We start from the raw sequence: 20,919 nt of genomic DNA, 5'->3' as shown, positions 1-20,919 counted from the left end.
GGCAGAACTGTGCCCAGCAGGAAAGGTGGACGACAAAAGGCCACAACGGCAGCGCCGATGGCCCTTTCACATCCGGGTATCACCCGGAGATGTCGTCTTCACCCAACACGTCGAGTCTCCATCCGAACGGTTCTCCGCATCGATGGTAGCAGTCGTGGCCGACCGTCACCGGGCCGTCACCACGACCGGTTGGCGGTGCCGCCGTCGGAGCGGGGATCGGCAGCCTCAAGCGTCGTTCGTCGAACCACCGCGAGCGGAAAGGGCCTCTCCCGACGCGGCGACCGCGCGCTTGCGCCGCACCACGTTCACCGCGGCGAGCACCAGACCCAGCCCCAGCAGCACCAGACCGCGCAGCCACACACCGGCCTCCAACTGCGTGAACAGCAGCAGGCACGACCCGATGCCCAACACCGGCACGACGGCCGGGACACGGAAGTGCTCGGCGTCACCGGGGTCGCGGCGCAGCACCAGCACGGAGGCGTTGACGGCGGTGAAGACCACCAGGAGCAGCAGGACCAGCGTGCTCGCAAGCGCTTCGACCTCCCCGGTCAACGCCAGGACCAGGGACGCGCCGGACGTGGTGAGCACGGCCACCCAGGGCGTGCGGCGGCCGGGCAGGACGCGGCCCAGCACGGCGGGCAGCAGGCCGTCGCGGGCCATGCCGTAGGCCAGCCGGGAGGACATGATGCCGGTCAGCAGCGCGCCGTTGGCGACCGCGACCAGCGCGACGAGGCTGAACAGCCACTCCGGCACGCCACCGGCGACCCGGACCACCTCCAGCAACGGCCCGCTGGACTCGGCGAGCCGGTCGGTCGGCACGGACGCGCTGGTGACCAGTCCGATGAGGAGGTAGACGACGCCGACCGTGGCCAGCGCGCCGAACAGCGCCCTCGGGTACGACCGCCGCGGGTCGCGCACCTCCTCGGCGAGGTTGACCGACGTCTCGAAGCCGACGAACGAGTAGTAGGCGAGCACCGTCCCGGCGAGCACCGCGCCGAACACCCCGTGCCCGGTGTCGACCTGGGCGAGCCGGGCGGGCTCCGCGTCACCGCGCAGCACCACCCAGGCGCCGAGCCCGATCACGAGCACCAACCCGCTGAGTTCGACGACCGTGGCCACCGCGTTGGCGCGCAGGGACTCCTTGACGCCCCGGATGTTCAGCGCCGCCAACCCGGCCAGCAGCACCACGACGACCACCACCACCGGCACGGCGACCAGTGACCGCAGGTAGTCACCCGCGAACGCCCGCGCCAGCGCACCCACCGACACGATCCCGCCCGCGAGCATGCAGAACCCGACCACCGAACCGACCGCGTTGCCGAACGCTCTCGTCGCGTAGTGCGCGGACCCGCCCGCTCTGGGGTACTTCGTGGCCAACTCGGCGTACGAGGCACCGGTGAGCGTCGCCAACCCGAGCGCGCACAGCAACGGCAGCCACACGGCGCCCCCGGACTTCCCCGCGACCGAGCCGACGAGGACGTACACGCCGGCACCGAGGATGTCGCCGAGGATGAAGAAGTACAGCAGCCGCCCGCTCACGGCCCGCTTCAACGAGAGCACCATGCCCGCTCCCATACCCGTAAGCGGGAATCGCCGAACCCGCCGGCCATGGTCATAACCGCAGGCAGGCGTGACATTCGTCGCTCGGCACCGACTCGTGCGCCTGGTGTCACGATCCCGACGAGGCCGGCTCCCGGCCCGTTGCGGCGCGCTGTTGATCGCGGTCGTCCCGGCGGCGGGCGCGGTGGTCAGCGCAGGCCGGCTTGGTCGAACTCCTGGCGCAGTGCCCACTTGGTGCGGTGGGTGTGCCGCAGGGTCGTGACGTGGTCGTGGAAGTCGGTGTCGCGATCGCAGCGGGTGGACAGGCGCTTGGCCTCGGACAGGAGGCGGGCCGCCGACCGGTAGGAGTCGCGGGTGCGGCCTTCGATGGCCTGGTCGGCGGCGCGCAGCAGGACGGGGATGGCGTCGGCCGGGTGGGTGACGGCCCGGGCTCGGGCGAGGCGGAGGCGGAGTTCCGCCGAGCAGCCCCCGTCCGCGGCGGCCTGCCAGGCGGCTTCGACATCGCCTTCGTCGAGGAGGATCTCGACCAGTGTCGAGCGGCCGGACCACCACGGGTCCTTCGCCGGTGGTGTGTCGGAGAGCAGGGTGAGGGCGCGGTCGCGCCAGCGCGGGAAGTCGTGGGCCGCGGCGTCGCGCAGCGCCCGGTAGGCGTCGAGGACGGGGCGCTCGGCGAAGTTGGCGTAGAGCATCGCCGCCGCCTCGTCGCGGCGGCCGGCGCGCAGGTGGATCTCCGCGGCCAGGTCGCGGAGCCTGGGGTCTGGCTCGTGGTCGGCCAAGCCTCGCTCCAGCCACGTCAACGCCTCGTCCTCGCGGCCGTCCGCGCACAGCCGTTCGGCGATGCGCAGCGCGTCGTAGCCGCTGGTCACGTTCCGGGCCATCACGTCGATCAGCGCGTCGGCCCCGCCGGAGGACTCGGCCAGGCGCTCCATCAGGTGGGGTGATGGTCAGCGTGCGGCTGCTGCAGTCGTTCGCCCTCCGCCGCGGCAGCGAGTTCCAGGCCGCCTCGACCAGCTCCCGGTACCGGGCCAGACCGGTCGGGCCCAGGACGCGCTCGTAGTCGGGCAGGACGTCGTGGAACACCTCGAACTCGCTGTCCAGTGCGTGGGTCAGCAGGCGCTCGGCGAGAGCGAGCGGGTCGGGGGATCCGGCTTCGCAGGCGGTCAGGTGGATCTCCCGGACGCGGGTCAGGGCCTCCCAGAAGCCGCCGTCGGAGTCGTCCACCCGCTCGGCGGCGCCCTCCAGCAGTTCCAGCGCGTACTCGGACAGGGTGATCGCCGCGTCCGGGAAGCCGCCGTCGGTCAGTTCGGCCACCGCGTTCAGCGCCTCGTGGACGTACTCGAAATAGCTGTGGGCGGCGCCGTAGTCGACGTAGTCGGCGATCTCTATGGCGCGTTCCAGGCGGTCGCGGATCTCGCGGTCGTCGAACGCGCTGTCGGCGGTGGCCCCGGCGGCGACGGCGAGCCGGGCGCGCAGGACGCGATCGGTCTTCGTCGCGGCCATCACCTGGTCGACCAGCCACTCGTGGTCGCAGCGGAGCAGGAACGAGCGCAGCCGCTCGTCCGACAGGGGTTTCGGGAGCGCGGGGCCCACCTGGCCGCCTCGGGCCAGCCACGCCAGCGCCGTCGCCACGCAGTGCTTGCAGAAGAAGCCCTCGGAGCCCCACGGGCAGGAGCACCGCCCGCCCAGGCCGCGCCGGGTCACCTCCAGGCGCACGCGGTAGGTGCGGGTGCCGTCCACCGTGCCGGTCACGGTCGTCCCGTCCACGCCGATCCGCCGCACCCGCCCCTCGGCCAAGTACTTCCTGCCCCGCTCGAACGACTTCGGGTCGGCCAGGTCCCGCACAGTCCGTTCACTCACCTCGACCACGGTCGGCCATCCTCCCAGCACGGTGATCGCTCCGAACTCGGAGTCCTACCGGTGCGGGTCCGGGAGGAGCCGGAACTCGTCGGTCGACTCCGGTGGCGTGATCGCACGGGGGAGGGAATCCGGCTTGGCGGCCCGGCGGCTGGGTAGCCGTCCCGCATGAGCGAATCCGGCAACGCACCACTCAACCCCGACCCGCCACGGGCGCCGGGCACCCCATCGGTGGAGGACCTGGACGTGGGGCTGCCCGCGGTCGCGCGGGAGACACCGGCCGCGTCCGACATCCAGGAGGAGGAAGAAGGGGCGACCGAACCACCGGACTGAGCCCGACGGGCGGCCTGGCGGGACGGTCCGCCCCGGCGGAACAGGGCGCGGTTGGGATCGGCCGCGAAGGGTATGCCGACACCATGACCTTCGACGACACGGGCACGGTCCACGGCCGGGATCTGCGCCGCCTACTCGACTCCGACCTGCCGGACCCGATCCTGGTGCTGGTGGAGGGCCGGGTCGAGGTGGTGGCCGCCGCCGACGGACAGGGCGAGGGGCTGGAGTTGATCACCCGGGAGGAGTTCCTCCGTCGCGCGGGGCAGACCGAGCTCACCGACGCCGAGTTGGAGCAGCACGCCGCGAAGCTGTCCGCCGCCGTGGACAACCTCGGCGGTTGACAGCGCCGGGCCGCACCCACGGCCGCTCGGACATCCCGCGAGCCCACCGGCACGACGTGAGGCACCCTCTGGTCGGGTGATCCGGCCTGAGGCACCTGGAGCGATGACCCGGAGCAAGACGGCCGAGCGTGGAGTACGTCGTCACCCACTTCGGATAGCGCTAACCTGTCGAGTGATCCACATGCTTTCCCAGCGCATCCGTCGTACGTCAGGCAACACTGCGTGTCCCCAGGGGCGACACCGCAGCGCAGTGCCTGTCGAGTCAGCGCGATCACGCCTGTGCCACAGCGGGTGATCGCGTGAGAGGTGGACCTTCACGTGACCTATGCAGCCGAGATCAGTCGCGCCAACCCGTCCTGCTTCGTGTTCCTGGTCGACCAGTCGGCGTCGATGAGCGACCCGATCGGGGGCGGTGCGCAGCAGCGCAAGGCGGACGTGGTCGCCGACGCCATCAACCGGCTGCTCGCCGAGCTGAGCGTGAAGTGCGCGAAGGAGGAAGGCGTCCGCGACTACTTCCACATCGCCGTCATCGGCTACGGGCACACGGTCGGCTCGGCGTTCACCGGACCGCTCGCGGGACGTGACCTCGTGCCGCTCAGCCAGGTCGCGGAGAAGCCCGCGCGGGTGGAGAAGCGGGTCAAGAAGGTCCCCGACGGCGCGGGCGGGCTGGTGGAGACCACGACCCGCTTCCCGGTCTGGGTGGACCCGGTGGCCAACGGTGCGACGCCGATGTGCCGGGCGCTGTCCCGCGCGGAGTCGCTGGTGTCGGACTGGGTGGCCCGGCACCCGGACTGCTTCCCGCCGATCGTGCTCAACCTGACCGACGGCGAGTCCACCGACGGCGACCCGGCCAGTGCCGCGTGGGCCGTGCAGACGCACGTCAGCGCCGACGGCGCGGCACTGCTGTTCAACCTGCACGTGTCCGCCGCCAAAGCCGTCCCGGTGATGTTCCCCGACACCGACGTCGCGCTGCCCGACACCTATTCGCGCACCCTGTTCGGCATGTCCAGCCTCCTGCCGCCGCACATGCGCTTCTACGCGATGCAGCAGGGCGTGACGGCCACCGACCTGACGCGCGGCTTCGTCTACAACGCGGACATCACCTCGCTCGTCCAGTTCCTGGACATCGGAACGCGTGCGACGGACCTGCGCTGAGCAGCGGCATGTTCACCTCTTCACTCCGCACGCCCAAGCAGGGCAACTCACTCCGGGAGTGCGAGGACGTCGCGCACGTCCTGCCCGCTTCCGCCCCGGAGACCTGGCTCGCCGAACCCGTGTTCGCGGCCGTGGCCGACGGGGCGTCGGAGAGCCTGCTCGCGGGCGATTGGGCGGACCTGCTGACCAGGTCCGTCATCGACGCGACGCGGGACGACGAGTGCGTGCTGCGGGACGTGGACCGGTTCGCGACGGCCCTGGTCGATGCCGGGGAGGCCTGGCGCGGGTGGCTCGCCGACTACGTGGCCACGCGCGAGGCCGACGGCCGCCCGATCGCCTGGTACGAGCAGCCCAAGCTGGACCGGGGGCCGCACGCCACGGTGCTGGCCGCGCGGTTCGACACCGATTCGACGTCGGCCACCCGGTGGGACGTCGCCGCGTTGGGTGACAGCTGCCTGTTCCACACCCGCGACGACCGCCTGCTGCGAGCATTCCCGCTGGAGTCCGCGGAGGCGTTCGACAACTCGCCGGGGCTGGTCAACGCGTTCAACCGCGACCACGCGCTGCTGGCGCGGCACGTGCGGACGCTGTCGGGCAGCGCGGAGCAGGGCGACCAGTTCTTCCTCTGCACCGACGCGCTCGCCGCGTGGTTCCTCGGCGCGGCGGCACGTGGTGACCAGCCGTGGCACGTGCTGTCCGAGTTCACCCGATCCGGTGATCCGGACGGGTTCGAGGTGTGGTTGAAGAAGGCGCGGGAGGAGGGGTTGATGCGCAATGACGACGTCACCGTCGTTCACGTGGACCTCGGATGAGGAGCCCGCCCGCTCGTTCCCGTCCGGCGCGACCTACGTCGAAGCGCTGCAGAACACCGCGCTGTGCTTCCGCGGCACCGACCTCGCCGGGGCCGAGGTCCGCGTCGACGCGTTGGGCCGCCCCCGTGCGATCTCGGGGAACTTCGCCGGCGTCTTCTCGCTGACCGTCGCCGACGGCACCCGTTACGCGGTCAAGTGCTTCACCCGCGAGGTGCGCGAGCAGGCGACCCGCTACCGCGCCGTCGGCGAGCACCTCGCGCGCCTGGACGACGACTGGACGGTCGGCTTCGACTACATCGGGCGCGGCATCCTGGTGGAGGGCACCTGGTACCCCGTGCTGCGGATGGAGTGGGTGGAGGCGGTCAACCTCGTCCGCTGGATCGAGCGGAACACCGACGACCCCGCGGCCCTCTCCCACACCGCCACGCGGTTCGCGCGCCTGGTCGCCGAACTCGCCGCAGCGGGGGTCGGGCACGGCGACCTCCAGCACGGCAACCTCCTCGTCTGCTCCGACGGCTCGATCAAGCTGGTCGACTACGACGGCATGTACGTCCCCGCGCTCGCCGGGCTGCCCGCCGCCGAGACCGGGCACCGCAACTACCAGTCGCCCGACCGCACCGCCGCCGACTTCGGTCCGGACGTCGACCGGTTCTCGTCGTGGGTGGTCTACCTGTCCCTCGTGGCCCTGGCGACCGACCCGTCGCTGTGGCGCCAACTGCGCGACGAGGACGCCGAGCACCTGCTCCTCGCCGAGTCCGACTTCGCCGACCCGACGGGTTCGTTCCGGCTGGCCACCCTCACCGGCCACCCGGACGCGCGCCTGCGCGGGCTCGCCGAGCGCTTCCAGGACATCCTGCTCCACCACCGCGCCGCGCCCCCGCCGCTCGAACCACTCGAACCGTTCGACGTCGTGCAGCCGGTCAAGGCCCCGGTCCCGGTCATCGCCGCCCTGCCGGCATGGATGGCGGAACGCGTGCAGGCCCAGGCCCACATGCCCGCCCCGCCGCCCTTGGTGCGGTTCAACCGGCGCACGCCGGCCCTGACCGTGCTGACGTGGGTGCTGTTGGTGCTGCTGCTGCCGTTCGGTGTCCCGGCGGCCGTCTTCGTGGACGAGGCGATGGCGATCGTGGACGTGTCGGCGGTGCTGGCGTGGACGGCGTCCACGGCGTTGGGCTACCGCCGCCAGCCGGAGCACTCCCGGGCCCGCGCCGCGCGTGCCGAGCGCAAACGGCTCGTCCGCGCCCGACTGGCCGCCGCCGCCCACCTCACCCGGCTCAACCTGGAGGCCCGGCGGATCGCCCAGGAAGCCGAGCGGTCCAAGGCCGAGCAGCAGCGCAGTCGGCGAACCCTCCAGCAGCGGCACAACCAGCGCCTCGGAACCCACCAGCGCGCCGTCGACGAGCAACTCCAGCGGATCGACCGCGACCGGCAGGCGTCGGCGGCCCGGATGCACCTCGAAGAGCAACGGATCCTGGTCGTGCGGCAGAAGGCGCACCTGCGCGCGCGCTTGGCGCTGTTCCCCGTCAAGACCGCCGGTATCGAAGGCATGGGACCGGTTTTGACCGCCAACCTCGAAGCGGTCGGCATCCGGACCGCCGCGGACTTCGTCGGCGTCCGCTACGCCATGCACGGAGCCAACCGCGTGGCGTTCTTCGTCCTGGTCGACGGGAGCAGCGTGCGCGCCGCCGGGATCGGCGAGGTGAAGGCGGCGCGGATCGACCAGTGGCGCGAACACCTCACCACCAAGGCGGCGGGCAGCGGGCCGACGTCGTTGACGCCCGCCGAGCGACAGATCCTCAAAGACCGTTTCGCCGCCGAGAAGGCCGGGCTGGACGCCCAGTACGAGCAGGTCCGGAACGAGGCCGAGAGGACGACCCGTGAGCTGCGGGAAGTCCTGCGGGCCGAACAAGCCGCCCTGGCCGACGAGCTGAAAGCCGCCAACACCGCCATCGCCCGAACCCGCGTGGACCACGACCGCGCGGTCGCCGAGGCTGCCGTGGTCCTCGAACGCGCCCGACAAGCCGCTGCCGAGGGCGTCGCGCAGGCCGACGCGTTCCGCCCCGTCACCTACCTCGGCTACCTCCGCTTCACCGCCACCGGCCGGAGCTGACCCACGGTCTTCGGCACTGGCAACCGAGTGTCGGGAAGGCCGTGTCGCACGGGAGGCACCGTGGCCGCGGAGGGACCTCGGTAACCGCTTCCGGCACCAGCGCCGGCCCGGATATGAATCGTCGCAGCCAACCGACCGTCATCTCCTGGAAAACAGGTTGCCGGACGTCCTACCGGTTGACCACTATGGCGCGCATGGAGATCTAGGCAGAGGCACGCGTACGGAATGAGACGGGTTCGAGTCGCTCCCCGTCTGTCTCCGGCATGCCGCTCGAATCCCGCACCGTGTAATCGGTGCGGGCTTTCTTCACGCGACGTGATGTGCAACGTCGAGCCGGTCGGCGTGCTCCGCTTTCCGGCACCGGCCCTTTGTCCTTCAGCGGGTGGAAATACCCGGCACGGCAAAGCGCTGCCCGATGCCTCCTCCACAGACTTTGGAATCGACCGAAGCCATGAACGACTTCCGCAGTACCCCTGTGCCCGTTGACGGTGGCGAACCTGACGTCGACCGGAAAGCGCTGTGGGTGGTCAGAGAACTCGGACTGCCCGCCATCGTCAAAGCGTGCGTGTCGTGCAGGTCCACGCGCCACCGTCCCACCGGGAAGTTCCGGGTGAACGCGAGCGGCAAGCTCCTCGACGTCTGGATGCTGATCTGCTGCGAACTGTGCGGCCGCACGTCGAAAACGCCCGTCCACGAGCGCATCCGCGTGCAGGCGCTGGAGCACGATCGGCTGCTGATGTTCGAGAACAACGATCCGGCCATGGTGCGACGTCTGGTCATGGACCCGGCCCTGGCCCGCAAGGCCGCATACCGGCTCGACTGGAGCGGCACGTGGGAGCTGGAGACCGACATGCCGTTCTACGACTTGGAGTGCGGGGATCCGGCGCCGCTCGAAGTCGTCATCAGATTCGAACTCCCGGCACCCATCCGGGTCGAGAAGCTGCTCACGGCCGGGCTCGGCCTGAGTCGGCCCGCCGTGAGAGGGATGGTCGACAACGGCCGCGTCCGCCTGCCCATGGCCGTCGACGCGAAGGTCCGCGAGGACTTCACCTTCTTCGTCGTCACCAGCCCACCGCCGTCGTGCGAAGCGGCAGCGGATCAGGAGGCCCAGTCGTAGGCCGAACTCGACGTCAGCCGCCAAGCACCGGCCGGCTCGGCGCCCCGCACCAACGGATCCTGGACGTGGTGGTGCGGGGTGAGGAACGCCTGCTCGACGCCGAACGTGCTGTCGGGGCCGTGCGTCAGCTGCGGGGCGCATACATGATGACCGCTACCCCGGCCAGGCACACCAGTGCTCCGATCACGTCGTACCGGTCCGGGCGGTAGCCGTCGGCGACCACGCCCCAGGCCAGCGATCCGGCCACGAACACCCCGCCGTAGGCGGCCAGGATGCGCCCGAAGTGCGCGTCGGGCTGCAACGTGGCGACGAACCCGTAGGCACCCAGCGCGAGTACGCCGGCACCGATCCACGCCCAGCCCCGATGCTCGCGAACGCCCTGCCAGACCAGCCACGCGCCACCGATCTCCAGCACGGCGGCCATGACGAACAGCAGCATCGAACGCGCAACGGTCACCGCGTGACCGTAACCGACCGCGATCACCACAGCTCGACACTCGCCTCCTCCACCCACGTACAGGCCTACCGTGGGGTCATGGCGACTACGGAGACCGGCCACGAACCGACGTGGGCACCTCAGGACTGCACGCTGCCGACCGCGCGGCAACCACTGCGGGTAGCCGAGTTCGACACGTTGTTCAGCACCGCGCTGAGCGCGGTCCACCGCACCGGACCGACACGGTTGCGACTGACGCTGGACGGCACGCCCGAGGTGGAGACCACCGCGCGGGAGCTGACCGCCAGGGAGACCGCGTGCTGCTCGTTCTTCGAGTTCACCTTCACCCGCGCCGGCGACCGAGTGATCCACCTGGACGTCACGGTGCCCGAGACGCACGTCGACGTCCTGGACGGTATGACCGAGCGCGCCCGCGCGGCCTCGTCCGGTGGAGTGGCGTGACGACCGGCTCGCGCACAGGCCGGGTCGCCGACGCGGGCGAGGTGAACGCAGGCCGGCCTTGATCCGACCGGTCCGCCGGAGTCCGGCGACTCGCTCCGCGGTCAGGAGGCGAAGACCTGGACCCACCACGGGCCGTTGGCGCTCGTGTTCACGCCCACGCCCACGTTGGTGAATCCGCAGTCGAGGATGTTGGCGCGATGGCCGCCGCTGGCCATCCAGTCCCGCATGGCCTGCTCGGCACCGGACGGTCCTTTGTGGATGTTCTCGCCCCACTTGCGCCAGCTGTAGCCGGCGGCGTCCAGGCGATCGCCCGCGTCGGCGCCTTCCGGGCTCGTGTGGTCGTAGTAGTCACGGGCGGCCATGTCGTCGGCGTGCGCCTGCGCGGCCTGCTGCGCCCGGTTGTCCAAAGTCACCGCCGCACACCCTGCGCCGGTCCGTTCGGCGTTGACCATGTCCACGATCTGCTGGACGGCATCGGCGTTCCTGGCGGCCTGGGTGGGTGTGGTGGCGGGCTGCGCCAGACTCGTGTGGCCCGGCACCGCGATACCGACGCCTGCCATCGCGGCCACAGCCGCACACGCCAGGACATTGCGCACCGTCCGACGGCTGCGACACGACTTGTGCCGGTCGTCCATGTCGGTGGTCAGGCTCTGCGTCGGTTTGTCGTCGTGGTGTTCCATAGCGACTCCCCTCGTCCGAAGTGTGGGTCGGATACCCGTGAAGGCGGCTGCGGAACGGCGGGAAAACACGTTCACCAGGTCGGGTGTCGACAGCGCCGTACGGTGACCGGGCCCGCCGTGCACCACCAGGCATGGTGTGCGGCCCTTCGGGTACCCGCATCGGTAAAGCACCTGAAGCGCTTCGAAGTCGCTGCACAGCACCCTGTGACCGCGGCGAAGGCCACGCGCGTCCGGGACTCGCTGCCCGTATGGTTTCACGTGGCCTGATAACCGATTGCGGATCATCCTGAGGAGTTCTCCGTGGCACAGACGGTTCACGGCGTCATCGCACGCGGCAAAGGTGCGCCGGTCGAGGTCGTGGAGGTGGTCGTACCCGATCCGGGGCCGGGCGAGGCCGTGGTGCGCGTGCAGGCGTGCGGGGTCTGCCACACCGACCTGCACTACCGGGAAGGCGGGATCAACGACGAGTTCCCGTTCCTGCTGGGCCATGAAGCCGCCGGCATCGTGGAGTCCGTCGGGGCGGGCGTGGCCGACGTGGCACCGGGCGACTTCGTGATCCTCAACTGGCGCGCCGTGTGCGGTACCTGCCGCGCGTGCCTGAAGGGCAAGCCCTGGTACTGCTTCAACACCCACAACGCCGGCCGGCCGATGACTCTCGCGGACGGCACGCCGTTGTCGCCCGCGTTGGGGATCGGCGCGTTCGCCGAGAAGACGCTCGTGCACGCGGGCCAGTGCACCAAGGTCGACCCGAGCGCCTCGCCGTTGGCGGTGGGCCTCCTGGGCTGCGGCGTCATGGCGGGGCTGGGCGCCGCGATGAACACCGGCGGGGTGGGCCGCGGTGACAGCGTCGCGGTGATCGGTTGCGGCGGCGTCGGCAACGCCGCCATCGCGGGCGCCCGGCTCGCGGGGGCGACCACGATCATCGCCGTGGACATCGACCCCCGGAAGCTGGAGTGGGCCGAGCGCTTCGGCGCCACGCACCGCGTCGACTCCTCGGCGGAGGACGCGGTGGCACGGGTGCGCGAGCTGACCGGCGGGTTCGGCGCGGACGTCGTGATCGACGCCGTGGGCAGGCCCGAGACGTGGAAGCAGGCGTTCTACGCGCGCGACCTGGCCGGCACCGTGGTCCTGGTCGGCGTGCCGACCCCGGACATGCGAGTGGAGATGCCGTTGATCGACTTCTTCTCGCGCGGCGGCTCGCTCAAGTCGTCCTGGTACGGCGACTGCCTGCCGTCCCGCGACTTCCCGTACCTGGTCGACCTCTACCGGCAGGGCCGTCTCGACCTCGACGCGTTCGTGACCGAGACCATCGCGCTGGACGAGGTCGAGCAGGCGTTCGCCAGGATGCACGACGGCGACGTGCTGCGCTCCGTGGTGGTGTTCTGATGGCCCGGATCGACCACGGGGTCACCTCGGGCACCTTCTCCCTGGACGGCGAGACCCACCGGGTGGACAACAACGTCTGGGTGGTCGGCGACGACTCCGAGTGCGTGGTGATCGACGCGCCGCACGACGTCGAGGCGATCCTCCGAGTGGTGGCGGGCCGCGAGGTCCGCGCCATCCTGGCCACGCACGCGCACGACGACCACGTGCGCGTGGCACCGGCACTGGCCCGGGCCACGGACGCCCCGGTGCTGCTCCACCCCGCGGACCTGGTCCTGTGGCGCATGTGCCACCCGGACGTCGAGCCCGACGGCGAGCTGACCGACGGGCAGAGGATCGACATCGCCGGAACCACCCTGCACGTCCTGCACACACCGGGCCACTCCCCCGGCGCGTGCTGCTTCCACGCCCCTGCGCTGAAGGCCGTCTTCACCGGCGACACGCTGTTCCAAGGAGGTCCCGGTGCCACCGGCCGCTCCTACTCCAGCCACGACCTGATCATCGACTCCATCACCGCGAAACTGCTCGCGCTGCCCGCCGACACGACCGTCCACACCGGACACGGGCCCGACACGACGATCGCGGACGAGGCACCGGGTCTGCGCGAGCCGACCCGCTGATCAGCCGCACGGTCACCTCGCGACCGGACCGCGAGGTGGCCGAAAGCGGTGGCCGGTCGGTCAGGACTCGCCCAACTGGAAGTGCCAGACGACCATCGCGGGCATTCCGGCGTTGGCGGCTCGTGCCGCCTCGGGCACCAGGTCCGCCAGGCACCACGGCCAGAGTTCCCAGGGCCCGACGGTCCCGGGTGTCGTCGGCTCCGGCGGGCCGGGCTCGTCCCGCACCGGCAGGCGAGGCTCCTCGCAGCGCCGCAGTCGCAGTCCCACCGGCAGGGCGGCGCGCAGGTAGTCGCCGACCAGGTGGCGATAGGTGGCCAGCCGCCCTGGTCGTCCGTCCGGTCCGCGCACGGAAGGAACCGAGCCCCGCGCCACGGCTTCGGGGTGGACGTCGGAGATCACCAGGTGTCCGCCGGGACGCAGCACTCTGGCGAACTCCGCCACCACCGGTTCGAGCGCGGGGATGTGCGTCAACGCCAGGCCGCAGACGACCAGGTCCACCTCGGCGTCGGACACCGGGAGCCGGTGCAGGTCGCCGAGCAGGAATTCGCCCTCGGGCACCCGTACCCGGGCACGCGCGAGCATGTCGGGCGAACTGTCCACACCGATGACCCGATGGCCACGCTCGGCCAGGAACCGCGCATGACGACCGGTGCCGCACGCGGCGTCCAGGGCAACACCCACCGGCAACGCGTCGACGATCTCCTCGACCACGGGACCGTCGATGTCGAACGCCGCGTTGCCCGGATCGTCATACCTCCCGGACCAGACCCGGTAGCCGTCGACCGTGTCCAACCGATCGACGTCCACGGCGGCGTTCGCCAGCGCCTCGTCGTCGAGCAACCTGCGGATCTCGGAGATCCGTGCATCCACGAAGTCGCGGTCGTGCTCCCCGGTGAACGCGCGCAGCAAGGCAGTGCCCTCAACCCCGAGCAGGTACGCCAACGGGTGCTCGTAGATCATTGGCCCGAGGCTAACGACGCATCCCCGGCCGAGCCACTGGATTATCGTTCCCCGGCCGGGAATCCCGTCCCCGCACGACAGTTGGACGGTGGCGTCCTCGGCCCAACTCGCCGCCTCGGCCAAGAGCGGGATGAGGTCCACGCCCACCGACCCGGCGTCGGCACCGGCGAGCCGAGCGTCCACATGCGACAGACCGGAGCCTAGCGGTTCCCGCCCTCGGCCTCGCGAGCCTTGCGCCGCTGCTCCTCGGCGCGCTCGCGGCAGCGGCGCAGGAACTCCTCGTCCGACACGGAATCGGCGGCGGCGAACCGGCCGGGGCGGTCGTACTCGGGGAAGGCGGGGGTGTCGCGCTCGAAGGGCCGCCGCCTGCCGACCGGCCGCACCGGCCTGCCCGCGACCAGCCAGGCGATCGAGCCGACCAGCGGGAAGAACAGCACGATCAGCAGCCAGCCGGACTTCGGCAGGTTCCGGGCGTCACCGTCGTCCGTGGTGATGACGTCGATCAGGCAGAACAGCCACAGGCCCAGCTTGCACGCCGAAGAGACCACCGAAGTAGAACATCGCCCACAACCCCCAAAGTCGTCAGCGCAGCGTAGCGCAGAGCACACCGAGGGCACACGGGAACGATCCCTGTTCAGCTCCCGCTGGCGCTCGGCAGCATCGCGGGGCACCCGGCGGTCACGTAGCCCGGGTCGTACTCGAAGTGCCATTCCTCGTTCAGATAACGGCGGCACCACCCCAGCGCGCGTCCGTTGCGCTCCACCCAGCCCGCGGACTCGAGCGGTTGCACGTCCACGGCGAGTCCCTTGACGTGCATGGACTTCTCGGGCGGCAGGACGTACCGCGCGGCCAGTTCCGCGTTGCCGAACCGGCGCACGGCTTCGTCGAACTCCCGCTGCTGCTGGCCCACGCTCCGCTTGCCGTCCTGCACGCACAACCGGACCCCCTGCTCCCCCGCCGTGGCGCGCAGCCGGTGCCAGGCGTCCAGCACGTCCTGGCGCAGACCTCCGGGTTCCTCGTCCACGTACCGCATGTCGAGCGGGCAGGCGGGTCCGGTTTCCGGTCCTGGCACCTCTTCGAGGATCGCCGCGGGCCGCCCGGCGACCCGGTCGTAGGCGAGCGTCACCCGGCCGGTCGCGTCGAGCGCCACCACCGTTGCCACCGCGAGCAAGAGGGCCACCATCACGCCGATCACCGCACGTCTGCTTCGGGGCGCGAGTGTGGTGGGCACTGGCCCGAAACTACCCACCGGAACCGCTGTCGCCCACTGTTGGTGGTATCTGCCACAGCCGGGCAACCGATCCCTCCCCGGCGGATCCGTCACCGTATTCGCGGCGGTTCGGCAACAGAGCCCGCACCCGGATTCCGGTCACGCCGAGTGCCGGCCGACCGAAGATCGTTGTCGTAGCACCATCACCGCGAGGTGGAGTTCCGACGGGTGCACGGTGCCCCTCAACGCAGCGGGGTGTGTCCCGGATCCACCCGTTCGGACTCGCTGACGGGCCCGGGCGGGGTGCCGTCGCCGAACGGCCGTCCGCCGAGTGCTTCACGCCCGTGCGGGGTGGTCCAGCCGGACAGGTCCGGCCCGTTCGGGACGATGCCGCCGGGGTTGATGTCGCTGTGCACGACGTAGTAGTGCCGCTTGATCTGCTCGAAGTCCACGGTGTCGCCGAAGCCGGGGGTCTGGAACAGGTCGCGGGCGTAGGCCCACAGGTTGGGCAGTTCGGTGAGCTTCCGGCGGTTGCACTTGAAGTGCCCGTGGTAGACCGGGTCGAAGCGGACCAGGGTGGTGAACAGGCGCACGTCGGCCTCGGTGATCGAGTCGCCGACCAGGTAGCGCCGGTCGCCCAGCCGGTCCTCCAGCCAGTCCAGCGCGGTCCACAGGCGTTCGTACGCGGCGTCGTACGCCTCCTGGCTGCCCGCGAAGCCGCACCGGTAGACGCCGTTGTTCACCTCGGTGAAGACCCGCTGGTCGACCGCGTCGATCTCGTCGCGGTGCGCGGCGGGCAGCAGGTCGGGCGCGCCCTCGCGGTGGTGTGCCCGCCACTGGGTGGACAGGTCGAGGGTGATCTGCGCGAAGTCGTTGGTCACCACGGCGCCGGTCGTCGTGTCCACGATCGCCGGGACCGTGATCCCGCGCGGGTAGTCCGGGTCGCGCCGGAAGTAGGCCTCCTGGAGGCGTTCGATGCCGAGCACCGGGTCGCGACCGCCCGGGTCCAGGTCGAAGGTCCACGAGCGGGCGTCGTGCGTCGGACCCGCGAGGCCGAGGGAGAGCGCGTCCTCCAGGCCGAGCAACCTGCGGACGATGATGGCCCGGTTCGCCCACGGGCAGGCCCGCGCCGCGATCAGCCGGTACCGACCGGGTTCGACGGTGAACCCGTCACGACCGTCGGTGGTGATCCGGGTGGTGATGTAGCGGGTGTCGCGGGTGAACTCCTTGCCCTTGACCGAGTACGTCCCGCCCTGGCTGTGCTCGGGGTTTTCGCTGGTCTCCGCAGCCTTCGCAGTGTCGTTCACGGTAGGCGAGCCTACGCCGCCCCACCGTGGGCCCGCCTGTTCACGGGCCGCGGGACGAGGACTCGGAAGGGTCGTTCCGGCCCGCAGGGGCCGGGCGCGGAGGGCGGGTCGCGGCAGGCCGGTGACGGAGGTACCCGGGGGCGCAGGCGCGGACCGTGGCGCCTCAGTCGTCTTCGAGTGCGGCGAGTTGTTGCCGGACCCGCTCGGTGTCGGGGACGCGTTGCTGGTCCAGGTAGAGCTGCAAGGCTTGGTGCCAGGCGTCACGGGCCGGGCCGGGGCGCCCGAGGACCGCGTGGGTCTCCCCGATGCGGTCCAGGGTGTCCGCTTCGTTGTAGGTGTGGCCGAGGTCCCGGAACAGGGTGCGGGCCTGCCGGTAGTGGTCGAGTGCTTCGGTGTGCAGGCCGGTGTGGTGGGCGATGTAGCCCAGGCTGTTCAGCGCGTCGGCTTCGCCCTCGCGGTCGTGGTGCACGCGGTAGACCGGTAGTGCCGCCTCGCAGTGGGTGCGCGCCTGGTCGTACCGGCCGGACTCGGCGTGGAACCAGCCGGTGGTGGCGAGCGCGTCCGCTTCCCACACGGGGTTGTCCAGGGTCCGGTACAGGCGTGCGGCGTGGGCGACGTGGTCCAGCGCCCGCCGGTCGGCGTCGCGCGCTTTCTCCATCCACCCGAGGGCCATGTGGACGTGGGCCCGGGTCGCGGTGTCGTTGGTCTGCTCGGCCAGTGAGCGGGCGCGTTCGAGGTGGCGCACGGCCTCGGCGGAGCGGCCCGACTCGGACCAGGTGTGGCCGAGGAACCGGTGGGCCCGGATCTGGGCGGCGACGTCGCCGAGTCGTTCGACGGCGGTCAAGCCGGCCCGCCAGACGGCGAGGTCGTCGTGCAGGAGCCCGCGTCGCCGGTGGAAGGTGCGCAGCACCCAGGCCAGTCGCCACACCGAGGTGTGCCAGCACCGGCTGACGGCCAGCCGGTGCGCGGCGAGCAGGCAGGCGTGCTCCGCCTCGAACCAGGACAGTGCCGCTGCCTGGTCCGGCAACGGCTCGGGACGGCATTCGGCGACCGGGGTGCCGACCTGGAGGGGTTCGCGGTGCGGCTCCAGCAGCCGATCACCCGCGTACGCGGTGTGGGTGTAGAAGTCGACCAGCCGGCGCAGTGCGGCGACGCGGGTGTCCTCGGTCAGGTCGCGGTGCGCCTGCTCGGCGGCGCACAGCCGGATCAGGTCGTGCATCCGGTAGCGGCCGGGCCGGTGCTGCTGGACCAGGTGCGCGGTCTCCAGCTTCCGCAGCAGCAGGGCGGTCCGGTTACGGGGCAGCGCGGCGAGGGACGCGGCGGCGGCGAGGCCGATGTCCGGGCCGGGGGCCACGCCGAGCAGCCCGAGCAGGGTCGCCGCCTCGGTGTCGAGCGCGTGGTGGGAGCAGGCGAACACCGCGCGCACGTTCAGGTCCGCTTCGCCGGTGTCCAACGCGTCCAGCCGCGTCGTGCGGTCGCGCAGTTCGTCGGCGAGCACCCGCAGCGGGAGGTCGGGGTGGGTGGCGGCGCGGGCGGCGACGATGCCCAGCGCCAGCGGCAGACCCGCGCAGTGCCGCAGCAGCTCCTCGACGGCTTCCGGTTCGGCGGCGAGCCGGTCGGCGCCGAGGGGACGGGCGAGCAGTTCACCGGCCGCCTCGTGGCCGAGCACGTCCAGCAGCAGTGGGCGGGCGCCGTGGGTGGTGACCAGACCGGTGAGCTTGTCGCGGCTGGTGATCAGCACGGTGCAGGTCGGGCTGCCGGGCAGCAGCGGGACGACCTGGTCGGTGCCGGCGGCGTTGTCCAGCACGATCAGCACCCGCTTGCCGGCGACGAGGCTGCGGTACAGCGCGGACTGCGCGTCCGCGTCCGGCGGGACCGAGGCGGGTGCGACGCCGAGGGCGTCGAGGAAACCGCGGACCGCCGCGGCCGGGGACAGCGGTTCGGCGCCGGGGTCGAAGCCGCGGAGGTTGGCGTACAGCTGCCCGTCGGGGAACCGGTCGAGGTGGTGGTGGGCCCAGTGCAGCGCGAGCCAGGTCTTGCCGATCCCGCCGGTCCCGCCGATCGCGGAGACCGCCAGCGTGGCACCGTGGTTCGCCGGTGCGTCCAGTGCCGTGGCGAGGCAGCGCAGTTCGTCGGATCGACCGGTGAACAGCTGCGACGGTGCGGGCAGCTGCCGCGGCACCGGGGACGGCCTGCCGCCGCCCTCCGGCCGGGTGGCGTCCGAAGGGCTGGGTGGAAGGGCCAGCGCCGGGTCGGCGGCGAGCACCTGCTGGTGCAGCCGTCTCAGGGGCGGGCTGGGGTCCACCCCGAGCTCCTCGGCCAGCCGGGTGTGGACGCGCCGGCAGTGGTCGAGGGCGTCGGCCTGGCGACCGCAGCGGTAGAGGGCGAGCACGAGTTGCCCGGCCAGCCGCTCGTCCAGCGGTCGCTCGACGGCCCGGGCGCGCAGTCCCGCCACCACCTCGCCGTGCCGGCCGTGGTGCAGCAGCAGGTCGGTGTGGTCCAGTTCGGCCGCTGTCCGCTCGGCCTCCACCTCCGCCCGGACGGCGCTGATCCACGGGCTGTCCAAGCCGGCGAACGGCTCGCCCCGACACAGCGCCAGCGCCCGCCCGAGCAGGTCCAGTGCCGCCGGCCGGTCGGCGGCTCGTGCCCCGGCCACCAGGTGTCGGAACCGGTGCAGGTCCACGGCCGCCGGGTCGACGGTGAACACGTACCCACCCGTGCCGCGCCCGATCCGCACCTCGTCGGTGCCGGCGAGGGCGTGCCTGAGCCGGGTGAGGTAGGTGCGCAGCGTTTCCCGCGCCCGGCGGGGACTGCGGTCGGCCCACACCCGGTCCACCAGTCGATCCGCCGGAACCGGGTGGTTGGGTTCGACCAGCAGCGCCGCCAGCAGGCAGCGCTGACGTGCCGGCCCCACGTCCACCGGCTCGCCGTCCACCCGCACTTCGACGCTGCCCAGCAATCGGAACTCCACGGCCATGCCGGCTCCCCCCAGTGCTGGCCTCCCCGGTCCTGTATAGCGGCGGCCACGAGCCGATTCAACGTTCTGTCAACGTTCCCGTCGGGGTCCGGCGGGCAGGGTCTTCCCACGGCGGTCACCGGCGGGCGGATCGAGGGCATGGACCAGCGGCCCGCGCCGGCCACCGGACCCGCACGACCGGTGCCAGGGGGCGCCGGGGTTCCACTAAAAGGTAGAGGGGGAAATCGGAGTGCGACGAAACAAGGTCATCAGCCTGTTACTGGGGTTGGTCACGGCAATGGGGTTGATCCTCATGGCCGGCCCCGCGTCCGCCGCGGAGAGCCCGCGGGCCACGGGCACGGTCGCCGACGCCAAGGCCGGCGACGCGAACACGCAGGCGACGTGGTTCTTGCTGCGGAACAGGAAGCTGTCCGGCAAGTGCATCGCCAACCACCACCCCAAGGTGTTCGTGTACCGGTGCGAACCGGACTACGCGGACCAGCTCTGGACGCTCAGCGGTGTGGGTCAGCTGGCCAACGGCAAGAGCGGTGCGTGCCTCGCCATGCACGCCAACGGCCGCGTCTTCACCCACCGCTGTGACACTTACCAGGACCAGCGCTGGATCTTCCGCGACGTCGGTGACGGCTTCCTGATCGAGAACGCCGAGCACCGCGGGAAGTGCATCGCGGCGCACAGCGACGGCAAGGTGTTCGGTTTCAGGTGCACCACCGGTTACCAGGACCAGCACTGGTACTGACGCCATCCGCTCGGGGTCGGATGAGCTGACGTCCGGGTTGCGCTGAGGAATCCGGCGAACACCGGCTCCGGCGCCGCGTCCACAGACGGCGCGGTGCCGGAGCCTTCGGTCGGGGGATGCGGAGTCCGACGCCGCATCCCCCCGGCCCGCCTCGCGGGAGGTGGTCAGGACGGGGTCGGCAGGTCTTCCTCTTCCACGACCTGGCGCACCTCGACCTCGATCTCGTCGAACAGGTCGGCGTAGCGCCGGGCGAACTCGACGGCCTCGGCGCGGTCCTTCGCGTTGATCAGCGCGAAGCCGCCGATGACCTCCTTGGCCTCGGTGAACGGCCCGTCGGTGGCGGTGATCCCGCTGTCGCGGGCCTTGCGGACCCGGGCGCCCTTCGCGGACGGGTGGACGCCCTCCCCGGTGATGAGGATGCCCTTGTCGATCGAATCCCGGATGAACGCACCCATCGTCTCGATGAACTCCTGGCTGGGGTTCCACGCTTCCGGGTGGCGTTCGTCGAGTCGGTGCATCAGCAGAAACCGCATCGTCACTCCCTGGCTTCGCCGGCTGGGTCCGGGCCGCTCCCGGACGTGTCGACCAGCCGTCACCTCTGCGTCGAACGACGACACTCTGATTCGACACGTCCCAGAAGGCAAGGTGGGGTCAAGTGGTCATGGCGACGTGTGGGTGTTGATCAGGTCGTTGTAGACCTCGATCGGCTTGCGCCAGTCGAGGGTCTGGCGGGGGCGTCCGTTCAATTCGGCGGCGACTTTGTCGAGGTCTGCCTGGGTGTGGACGGAGAGGTCGGTGCCTTTGGGGAAGTACTGGCGGAGCAGTCCGTTGGTGTTCTCATTGCTGCCGCGTTGCCAGGGGCTGTG

At 71.3% G+C, this 20,919-nt stretch carries 19 protein-coding genes and 3 pseudogenes; 10 read left to right on the top strand and 12 right to left on the bottom strand.

Annotated features, from left to right (window positions below):
* Positions 1-225 precede the first annotated feature (225 nt).
* From FHS29_RS37385 to FHS29_RS38570, 3 genes and pseudogenes are all read right to left on the bottom strand, one after another.
* A pseudogene (locus FHS29_RS37385) lies at positions 226-1,515 on the bottom strand (APC family permease); the annotation flags it as partial.
* 233 nt (positions 1,516-1,748) lie between these two features.
* On the bottom strand, positions 1,749-2,489 hold the full coding sequence (locus tag FHS29_RS37380; protein ID WP_246441171.1) for a DUF6880 family protein: 741 nt from the start codon (positions 2,487-2,489) through the stop codon (positions 1,749-1,751).
* Between the two features lie 109 nt (positions 2,490-2,598).
* Positions 2,599-3,261, bottom strand: a pseudogene (locus FHS29_RS38570) (DUF6880 family protein); the annotation flags it as partial.
* 321 nt (positions 3,262-3,582) lie between these two features.
* On the opposite strand from FHS29_RS38570, the gene FHS29_RS34530 reads away from it, so the two are divergent.
* From FHS29_RS34530 to FHS29_RS34505, 6 genes are all read left to right on the top strand, one after another.
* Positions 3,583-3,747: a hypothetical protein gene (locus FHS29_RS34530; protein WP_184698614.1), complete on the top strand. Its 165-nt coding sequence runs from the start codon at positions 3,583-3,585 to the stop codon at positions 3,745-3,747.
* A gap of 83 nt (positions 3,748-3,830) precedes the next feature.
* Entirely contained in the window at positions 3,831-4,088 is a 258-nt protein-coding gene (locus FHS29_RS34525; protein WP_184698612.1) for a hypothetical protein, read from the top strand.
* 318 nt (positions 4,089-4,406) lie between these two features.
* A complete protein-coding gene (locus tag FHS29_RS34520; protein WP_184698610.1) occupies positions 4,407-5,243 on the top strand; it encodes a vWA domain-containing protein in 837 nt (278 codons plus the stop codon).
* Positions 5,244-5,251: 8 nt separating this feature from the next.
* On the top strand, positions 5,252-6,055 hold the full coding sequence (locus tag FHS29_RS34515; RefSeq protein ID WP_184698608.1) for a protein phosphatase 2C domain-containing protein: 804 nt from the start codon (positions 5,252-5,254) through the stop codon (positions 6,053-6,055).
* Complete coding sequence (locus FHS29_RS34510) at positions 6,018-8,165, top strand: hypothetical protein (protein ID WP_184698605.1); 2,148 nt, start codon at positions 6,018-6,020, stop codon at positions 8,163-8,165. The genes FHS29_RS34515 and FHS29_RS34510 overlap by 38 nt, the downstream gene beginning before the upstream one ends.
* A 451-nt stretch (positions 8,166-8,616) precedes the next feature.
* Entirely contained in the window at positions 8,617-9,282 is a 666-nt protein-coding gene (locus FHS29_RS34505; protein WP_246441169.1) for a DUF1062 domain-containing protein, read from the top strand.
* 124 nt (positions 9,283-9,406) lie between these two features.
* Here FHS29_RS34505 and FHS29_RS34500 read toward each other — a convergent pair whose 3' ends face one another.
* Positions 9,407-9,739 (bottom strand): YnfA family protein, encoded by a 333-nt coding sequence (locus FHS29_RS34500; RefSeq protein WP_184698603.1) that lies wholly within the window; start codon positions 9,737-9,739, stop codon positions 9,407-9,409.
* 78 nt (positions 9,740-9,817) lie between these two features.
* Here FHS29_RS34500 and FHS29_RS34495 point away from each other — a divergent pair, with 78 nt between their 5' ends.
* Positions 9,818-10,180 (top strand): hypothetical protein, encoded by a 363-nt coding sequence (locus FHS29_RS34495; protein ID WP_184698601.1) that lies wholly within the window; start codon positions 9,818-9,820, stop codon positions 10,178-10,180.
* A 101-nt stretch (positions 10,181-10,281) separates the two neighbouring features.
* Here FHS29_RS34495 and FHS29_RS34490 read toward each other — a convergent pair whose 3' ends face one another.
* Complete coding sequence (locus tag FHS29_RS34490) at positions 10,282-10,860, bottom strand: CAP domain-containing protein (RefSeq protein ID WP_221457225.1); 579 nt, start codon at positions 10,858-10,860, stop codon at positions 10,282-10,284.
* A gap of 300 nt (positions 10,861-11,160) precedes the next feature.
* Here FHS29_RS34490 and FHS29_RS34485 point away from each other — a divergent pair, with 300 nt between their 5' ends.
* Complete coding sequence (locus tag FHS29_RS34485) at positions 11,161-12,246, top strand: S-(hydroxymethyl)mycothiol dehydrogenase (protein ID WP_184698599.1); 1,086 nt, start codon at positions 11,161-11,163, stop codon at positions 12,244-12,246.
* Complete coding sequence (locus FHS29_RS34480) at positions 12,246-12,863, top strand: MBL fold metallo-hydrolase (protein WP_221457224.1); 618 nt, start codon at positions 12,246-12,248, stop codon at positions 12,861-12,863. Before FHS29_RS34485 ends, FHS29_RS34480 begins: the two co-directional genes overlap by 1 nt.
* 60 nt (positions 12,864-12,923) lie before the next feature.
* On the opposite strand, the gene FHS29_RS34475 is transcribed toward FHS29_RS34480, so the two are convergent.
* The 5 genes and pseudogenes from FHS29_RS34475 to FHS29_RS34455 form a co-directional block, all read right to left on the bottom strand.
* Complete coding sequence (locus tag FHS29_RS34475; RefSeq protein WP_184698597.1) at positions 12,924-13,823, bottom strand: class I SAM-dependent methyltransferase; 900 nt, start codon at positions 13,821-13,823, stop codon at positions 12,924-12,926.
* Between the two features lie 200 nt (positions 13,824-14,023).
* Positions 14,024-14,384: pseudogene (locus FHS29_RS34470) on the bottom strand (PLD nuclease N-terminal domain-containing protein).
* Between the two features lie 73 nt (positions 14,385-14,457).
* Positions 14,458-15,054 carry a D-alanyl-D-alanine carboxypeptidase family protein gene (locus FHS29_RS34465; RefSeq protein WP_312865233.1) on the bottom strand — a complete coding sequence of 199 codons (597 nt, stop codon included), beginning with the start codon at positions 15,052-15,054 and terminating at the stop codon, positions 14,458-14,460.
* A gap of 221 nt (positions 15,055-15,275) precedes the next feature.
* The gene (locus FHS29_RS34460; RefSeq protein WP_312865241.1) at positions 15,276-16,235 is read right to left on the bottom strand and encodes a glutathione S-transferase family protein; all 960 of its coding nucleotides are present in this window, start codon (positions 16,233-16,235) and stop codon (positions 15,276-15,278) included.
* Between the two features lie 268 nt (positions 16,236-16,503).
* Positions 16,504-19,317, bottom strand: coding sequence for an AfsR/SARP family transcriptional regulator (locus FHS29_RS34455; protein ID WP_184698593.1), 2,814 nt, complete (start codon positions 19,315-19,317; stop codon positions 16,504-16,506).
* Between the two features lie 277 nt (positions 19,318-19,594).
* Here FHS29_RS34455 and FHS29_RS34450 point away from each other — a divergent pair, with 277 nt between their 5' ends.
* Entirely contained in the window at positions 19,595-20,053 is a 459-nt protein-coding gene (locus tag FHS29_RS34450; protein WP_184698591.1) for an RICIN domain-containing protein, read from the top strand.
* Between the two features lie 164 nt (positions 20,054-20,217).
* Here the strand turns inward: FHS29_RS34450 and FHS29_RS34445 are convergent, their stop codons facing one another.
* Together FHS29_RS34445 and FHS29_RS34440 are read right to left on the bottom strand one after the other, a co-directional pair.
* On the bottom strand, positions 20,218-20,586 hold the full coding sequence (locus FHS29_RS34445) for a YciI family protein (protein ID WP_184698589.1): 369 nt from the start codon (positions 20,584-20,586) through the stop codon (positions 20,218-20,220).
* A gap of 126 nt (positions 20,587-20,712) precedes the next feature.
* Positions 20,713-20,919, bottom strand: a 207-nt coding sequence (locus FHS29_RS34440) for an IS30 family transposase (RefSeq protein WP_184698587.1), incomplete at its 5' end; no start/stop codon positions are given.

Origin of the sequence: Saccharothrix tamanrassetensis, assembly GCF_014203665.1 — a bacterium.
GTDB lineage: Bacteria > Actinomycetota > Actinomycetes > Mycobacteriales > Pseudonocardiaceae > Actinosynnema > Actinosynnema tamanrassetense.
This window is presented reverse-complemented; position numbering and strand designations above follow the sequence as displayed.

Bases quoted from the DNA above. Each gene is read 5' to 3' on its own strand.
- FHS29_RS37380 (WP_246441171.1), bottom strand. From the start codon at position 2,489: ATGGAGCGCCTGGCCGAGTCCTCCGGCGGGGCCGACGCGCTGATCGAC.
- FHS29_RS34530 (WP_184698614.1), top strand. From the start codon at position 3,583: ATGAGCGAATCCGGCAACGCACCACTCAACCCCGACCCGCCACGGGCG.
- FHS29_RS34525 (WP_184698612.1), top strand. From the start codon at position 3,831: ATGACCTTCGACGACACGGGCACGGTCCACGGCCGGGATCTGCGCCGC.
- FHS29_RS34515 (WP_184698608.1), top strand. From the start codon at position 5,252: ATGTTCACCTCTTCACTCCGCACGCCCAAGCAGGGCAACTCACTCCGG.
- FHS29_RS34510 (WP_184698605.1), top strand. From the start codon at position 6,018: ATGACGACGTCACCGTCGTTCACGTGGACCTCGGATGAGGAGCCCGCC.
- FHS29_RS34505 (WP_246441169.1), top strand. From the start codon at position 8,617: ATGAACGACTTCCGCAGTACCCCTGTGCCCGTTGACGGTGGCGAACCT.
- FHS29_RS34495 (WP_184698601.1), top strand. From the start codon at position 9,818: ATGGCGACTACGGAGACCGGCCACGAACCGACGTGGGCACCTCAGGAC.
- FHS29_RS34490 (WP_221457225.1), bottom strand. From the start codon at position 10,860: ATGGAACACCACGACGACAAACCGACGCAGAGCCTGACCACCGACATG.
- FHS29_RS34480 (WP_221457224.1), top strand. From the start codon at position 12,246: ATGGCCCGGATCGACCACGGGGTCACCTCGGGCACCTTCTCCCTGGAC.
- FHS29_RS34475 (WP_184698597.1), bottom strand. From the start codon at position 13,823: ATGATCTACGAGCACCCGTTGGCGTACCTGCTCGGGGTTGAGGGCACT.
- FHS29_RS34455 (WP_184698593.1), bottom strand. From the start codon at position 19,317: ATGGCCGTGGAGTTCCGATTGCTGGGCAGCGTCGAAGTGCGGGTGGAC.
- FHS29_RS34450 (WP_184698591.1), top strand. From the start codon at position 19,595: ATGGGGTTGATCCTCATGGCCGGCCCCGCGTCCGCCGCGGAGAGCCCG.
- FHS29_RS34445 (WP_184698589.1), bottom strand. From the start codon at position 20,586: ATGCGGTTTCTGCTGATGCACCGACTCGACGAACGCCACCCGGAAGCG.